Source organism: Paeniroseomonas aquatica, from assembly GCF_030409335.1.
In the GTDB taxonomy this organism is placed as follows: Bacteria; Pseudomonadota; Alphaproteobacteria; order Acetobacterales; family Acetobacteraceae; genus Belnapia; species Belnapia aquatica.
This window is the reverse complement of record NZ_JAUFPN010000287.1, coordinates 1-5,147: the sequence shown is the minus strand read 5'-3', so window position 1 is coordinate 5,147 and position 5,147 is coordinate 1. Positions and strand designations below refer to the sequence as shown.

General features: G+C 74.5%; 4 protein-coding genes and 1 pseudogene. 1 reads left to right on the top strand and 4 read right to left on the bottom strand.

What is annotated here, in order from left to right:
• Positions 1-35 precede the first annotated feature (35 nt).
• The 4 genes from QWZ14_RS29605 to QWZ14_RS29590 all read right to left on the bottom strand — a co-directional run bounded on the left by QWZ14_RS29605 (position 36) and on the right by QWZ14_RS29590 (position 4,445).
• Complete coding sequence (locus QWZ14_RS29605) at positions 36-500, bottom strand: flagellar biosynthesis repressor FlbT (RefSeq protein WP_290320663.1); 465 nt, start codon at positions 498-500, stop codon at positions 36-38.
• Between the two features lie 97 nt (positions 501-597).
• A complete protein-coding gene (locus QWZ14_RS29600; RefSeq protein ID WP_290320662.1) occupies positions 598-1,665 on the bottom strand; it encodes a flagellin N-terminal helical domain-containing protein in 1,068 nt (355 codons plus the stop codon).
• Between the two features lie 68 nt (positions 1,666-1,733).
• On the bottom strand, positions 1,734-3,260 hold the full coding sequence (locus tag QWZ14_RS29595; protein WP_290320661.1) for a flagellar hook-associated protein FlgK: 1,527 nt from the start codon (positions 3,258-3,260) through the stop codon (positions 1,734-1,736).
• A 21-nt stretch (positions 3,261-3,281) separates the two neighbouring features.
• The gene (locus QWZ14_RS29590; RefSeq protein ID WP_290320660.1) at positions 3,282-4,445 is read right to left on the bottom strand and encodes a flagellar hook protein FlgE; all 1,164 of its coding nucleotides are present in this window, start codon (positions 4,443-4,445) and stop codon (positions 3,282-3,284) included.
• A 29-nt stretch (positions 4,446-4,474) separates the two neighbouring features.
• On the opposite strand from QWZ14_RS29590, the pseudogene QWZ14_RS29585 reads away from it, so the two are divergent.
• Positions 4,475-5,147: pseudogene (locus tag QWZ14_RS29585) on the top strand (hypothetical protein); the annotation flags it as partial.

Sequence of the window (5,147 nt, the reverse complement as noted above, 5' to 3'; positions counted from 1 at the left end):
CGTCTCGCCGCGGCCGGCCGGGCCGCGCCGTGCCGTCAGCGGCAGGGCGGCGGCAGTGGCGCCTCGCCCTCCGGCCGCGGCGCCGCCTGGCGGGCCGGCGGCAAGGGCGGCAGGCCCAGCACCTCCTCCTCGTGCCGCATGACCCGCCGGGCCAGCTTGAGGGCCTGGTAGCAATCATCGGCCTCGGCCAGGCCCAGCGCCTGGCGCAGCATCTCCCGCGCCAGCGCCGAGGTGGTGGCCTGCTGGAAGTCGCCGATCAGCCGCCGCGCCGCCTCGAGCCCGCCGGAGCGTTCCGCCTCGGTCCCGATATAGGCGGTCTGCAGCGCGAAGTAGATGCGCCGCGCCGGGGTGGTGGCGGCCTCCGGCGGCATGATCTGCTTGCCGAAGAGGAAGCGCGCCTTGGCAGCCAATTCGATGCGCGTCCGGTTGCGGAAGCGGATCGGCGCCCCGTTCACCACCATCAGATCGCCCTGACGCAATTCGAGGACCAGCGTGGACATTCTTGTTCCTTTCGAACCCGCGCCGCGGAGACTGGGCGGATGCTCGCATGCCCGGCTTAACGCCGGCTGAAACCCAGGCTTTGGGCCGCTCGCGTGCTCATCGCAGGAAACGGCTGAGGCTGAGGGTGCCGAGGCTGCCGATGGCGTTGTAGCTGGCCTCCAGGCTGGTCTTGGTCGACTGCAGCTGGGTCAGCACCTTGGCCAGGTCGATCTCCTCGATGCCGGCGAGCTGCTCCTGCAGCGAATCCCGCATCTCGAGGTGCCGGGTCTGCATGCCGCCGAGCTGCGCCTCGGTCAGGCCGAGCGCGCCCTGCTCATCTGCCAGCGCCCTGGCCGCGCTCTGCAGCCCGCCGCGGATCACCTCCGCCAGGGCGCTGAAATCGGCCGTCGAGGCGGCGGAGGCCGGGGTCAGCGCGGCGATGCTGGCCAGGCCCCGCAGCAGGTCGCGGGCCCAGCCGCCGGTGGTCTCCCCGGTGGAGGTCGCGGCGGCGTTGCGGCTGGCGAAGAGCCCCACCTCGGTGGCGGTGCCGTCGGCCGAGGCGACGCTGCGCCGCGGCTCGCCGCCGCCCCGGCCGGGATCCACGATGTAGGCGGAGAAGGGGGTCACCCCGGGGCTGTCGTCGAGCGCCGCCGCCCGGGTGGCCGCGGCGACCGAGGCGGCGTTGCCGGGCCCGAGCAGGGCGATGGCCCCGGCGATCTGGCTCGCCAGGCCGCCGGTCGGCAGGCCGTTCGGGTCCGGCACCGGCGGATGGGCGAAGTCGCTGCCGCCGAAGATGTATTCGTCGTTCTGTCTGGTGTTCAGCAGCTGCCCGACCTCGATCAGCGCATTCCGCGCCTGGGTGGCGGCGAAGGGGAGGGATTGCGGGTCGTTGGGATCGAGCTTCATCGCGACGGTATTGCCGAACTGGCTGGCGATCTCGCCCAGCCGGCCCAGGGTCTGCTGCGCCGCGGTGGTGCGCGCCAGGGCCTGGGTGATGGTGCTGCCATAGGTGTCGCGCCGGCCGATCTCGGCCCGCAGGTCGAGCACCCGCGGCATCTGTGGCGCCAGGTCGCCCGGCGCCTCGACCCGCAGGCCGGTGGTCACCTGCCGGGTCAGCGACTGCATGCGGGCCCGCAGCACCGCCGCATCGGCATCCAGCCGTCCCAGAACGTCGATCCGCGCCATCCGCTTCTCCTATCGGCTGCGCCGGGCCAGCAGCGCCCGGCGGATGCATGCAGGCCTGCGGCCGCGCCTCATGACCTGGTCGCCAGCAGCGCGTCCCACATGGCCTGCAGGGTGCTGATCACCCGGGCATTGGCCGCATAGGCATTCTGCAGCGTCACCATGCCGGCCATCTCGGCATCGACGTCGACGCCGGAGCCGGCGGCGAAGCGGGCCTCGAGCGCGGTCTGCAGCCCGGCCGCCCCTTCCCTGACGGCGGTCGCCGCGGCCCGGTCGCCGAGCTGGGCGACGGTGACGCTGTCGGCGTAGCCGGACAGGGTCGCGGGCGCCGGGAAGGGCGACTGCAGCGTCCCGTCCGGGCCGAGGCCGTTGCCGGCGATGGGCGCCCAGGCGACCCCGGCCGCCGCCTCCGCCCCGAGGCTGTAGGTCAGCACCCGGTCGAGCAGGCCGGTGAAGCCGGCCGGGCCGCCCGGCGGGTTGGGGGTGAAGGCGGAGGGGCCACCCGGGCCGCCGGCCACCACGTCGGTGCCGTCGCGCAGCAGCCGCGGCGCCGCCGTCACCGCCAGGCTCAGCCGCAGCCGGCCGGCCAGGCCGACCTGCGCGCTGCCGGCATAGGGCTGCGCCGGGTCGGGCACCGTGGTGCCGTCCGCGTCGGTGAACAGCGCCAGCCCCTGCCGGGCGAAGCGGTCGGCCAGGTTGGCGGCGACCAGGTCGGTCTCGGCCTGGTAGCGCGGCAGCACGCGGTCCCGCAGCGAGAGGTATTCGCCGAGCCGGCCGCCGCTGATCTGGCCGGTGATGTCGCTGCCGTTGAGGGTGACGCCGGACAGCGAGCCGCCGGCGCCGTGGAAGGTCTCCGGCCCCACCGTCGCCTGCAGCGTGCCGAGGACGTCGCGGTCGGGGTCGAGCGGCAGCGCGATGCCGCCGCGGGCGATCAGCAGCACCTCGCCGTTCGGCCGGTGCACCGCCTGCACCTCCATGCTTTCGCCGAGGGTGGCGATCGCCTGGTCGCGGCGGTCCTCCAGTTCGGCGCTGCCGCCGGGGGGCCTTGCCTTGATCTGGATGGTGAGGGCGGCGATGTCGCGCAGCGCCGCATTGGCCGCGCTCACCTCCTGCACGATGCCGTCCTGGGCCTGCTGCCGGGCGCCGCCGATGGCGCGGGAGAGGTCGCCGAGCCGGGTGGTCAGCGTCGTCGCCGCGACCAGCACCGCATGCTGCTGCCCGGCATCGGCCGGCGCGGCGCGGAGCAGGGTGAAGGCGTCGCCCAGCGCCGAGACCGCATCGCCCAGCGTGGCGCCGTCCCCGGCCGCGCCATGCGCCTGCTCGATGCCCCGCAGCAGTGCCTCCCGCACCGTTGCGGCGGCGACCGTGCCCCGGCTCCCGTTGAGCTGGTTCACCAGCGCCGTGTCCACGGCGCGCCGGGCATCGGCGTTGCGCAGGCCGAGCGGCAGGTCGGCGACGGCCATCGCCTGCTGCGGCACGGTCTTCCGGGTATAGCCGGGGGTCTCCGCATTGGCGATGTTCTGCGCCGTCTGCGCCAGGTTGCGCTGGATCGAGGCGAGGCCGCTGCGGGCGATGGAGAGGGCGAGGTCGAGGCTCACGCGGGTCTATCCTGTCGCGCCTCAGCGCCGCATGTTGATGGTGTCCTGCAGCATCTCGTCGCTGGCGGTGACCACCTTGGTATTGGCGGAATAGGCGCGCTGGGCGACGATCAGCTTGGTGAACTCGCTGGCGATGTCGACATTCGACTTCTCGATCGAGCCGATGACCAGCTTGCCGACCCCGTTCGAGGCGGGGTCCGTCACCTTGGCGTCGCCGGCCTCGGGCGATCGCAGGAAGGCCTGGCCGTCCTGGCGCTGCAGCTTGTCCGGATTGTTGAAGGAGACCAGCGGCACGCGGGCGATGACCCGGCTCTGCCCGTTGTCGTAGCTGACCGCGACGTCGCCGTTGGTGCGGGTGGTGAGGCTGGAGAAGGCGCCGAGCGGCACGCCGTTCTGCTCGAGGTTGCGGAGCGAGAATTCGGTGCCGGCATACTGCGTCAGCCCGGTCGCCTTGCCGAACTCGCCGAGCGAGAGGCTCACGGTCTGCGCGCCCTGGCCGAAGTCGACCGTGAAGGTGACCGCGGCGGGATCCCCGAGCGCATTGGTGGCGGGGGCGCCGAGCGAGCCGGTGACCGAACCGATGGCGCCGATGGTGCCATCGGCGGCGACCGGCGCCGCGCCGGTGCCGAAGTCGAGCGCCGTGGTGCCGCGGGCGGTGCTGTTGATGTCGTCGGGCACGTCGATCGACATGGTCCAGTGGTTCTGCAGGGCGCTGGAGAAGGTGAGGTTCACCGTGTGCAGGCCGCCCAGCGAATCGTAGAGCTGCGCCTGGGTGGTGATGGGGTCGGCCGGGATCACCGCCGGCAGGTTGGCCGAGAGGGTGATCTCGGTGGTGGCGACCGGGTTGAAGACCTGCTGGTCCACCTGGATGGGATTGATGACGGTGCGGTCGGGGTTGCCGGCGGCGTCCACCACCCAGCCCTTCAGGTAGTAGCCTTCCGAATTCTTCAGGTAGCCGTTCTCGTCGCGGCTGAAGTCGCCGGCGCGGGTGTAGAATTCGCGGTCGTCGAAGGTCGGCTTGCCGTTCACCGTGCCCTTGGCCAGCGCGACGTTGAAGAAGCCCTGGCCGCCGATGGCCAGCGCGAGCTGGTTGTCCGAGGCCTCGATCGTGCCCTGCACGGTGTTCGTGTAGGCCGGCCGGGCTTGCCGGTCCGGGGCCCGGAGGGGCTGGCCCGGCCTTCGCACCCGGCGCGGCGAAGCAGGACCGGACCAGGATGGACACCACCGCACGCCTTCCGCCCCAGCCAGCACCCACGCCCGCCCCGCCGAAGCCGCGGCACCGCGAGGCCGCGGGCGGCGAGGGCTTCGCCGCCGCCCTCACCCTGGCCGATGCGCCGGCCGCGGACCGTGCCGAGGCCAGGCCGGCCGCAGCTGGCCCGGCCGCAGCCCGGTCAGGCGGCAAGGCCGCGGCGCCGGCGCCGGCGCGGGGCACCGCCACCGCCGGGACCGGCCAGGCGCCGGGCGGCCAGGCTCCGGCAGGCCATGCTCCGGACAGCCAGGCCCCGGACAGCCAGGCCCCGGGCGACCTGGCCGGTGCGCCGCCAGCGGCGGCAGCCCCGGCGGCGGGCGACCCGGCCGAAGCGGAGCCGGCGGAGGAACCGGCCGCGCCCGACCAGCCGGTGGGGCGCATGCCGGAGGCGTCCCCGGTGATCACCGCTGCCGCGCCACCGCCGCCGCCCGAACCCGGGCGCCAGCCGCCGGCGGCGCCAGCCGCGCCACCGGTCCTGGCGGCGGCACCTCCGCCCGGGATGCCGGGCGCCCGGTCCGGCACCGATCAGGCTGGGGTTGGCCCGCTCCCGCCCGGTGCCGCTGCGCGGCCGGGCGCGCCGGCCCCGGTGCCCGCCGGGGCGGCGGCCGGTCCCCCGGGCCCGGTTCCGCCCGGCGATG

Bases quoted from the DNA above. Each gene is read 5' to 3' on its own strand.
- QWZ14_RS29605 (WP_290320663.1), bottom strand. From the start codon at position 500: ATGTCCACGCTGGTCCTCGAATTGCGTCAGGGCGATCTGATGGTGGTG.
- QWZ14_RS29600 (WP_290320662.1), bottom strand. From the start codon at position 1,665: ATGGCGCGGATCGACGTTCTGGGACGGCTGGATGCCGATGCGGCGGTG.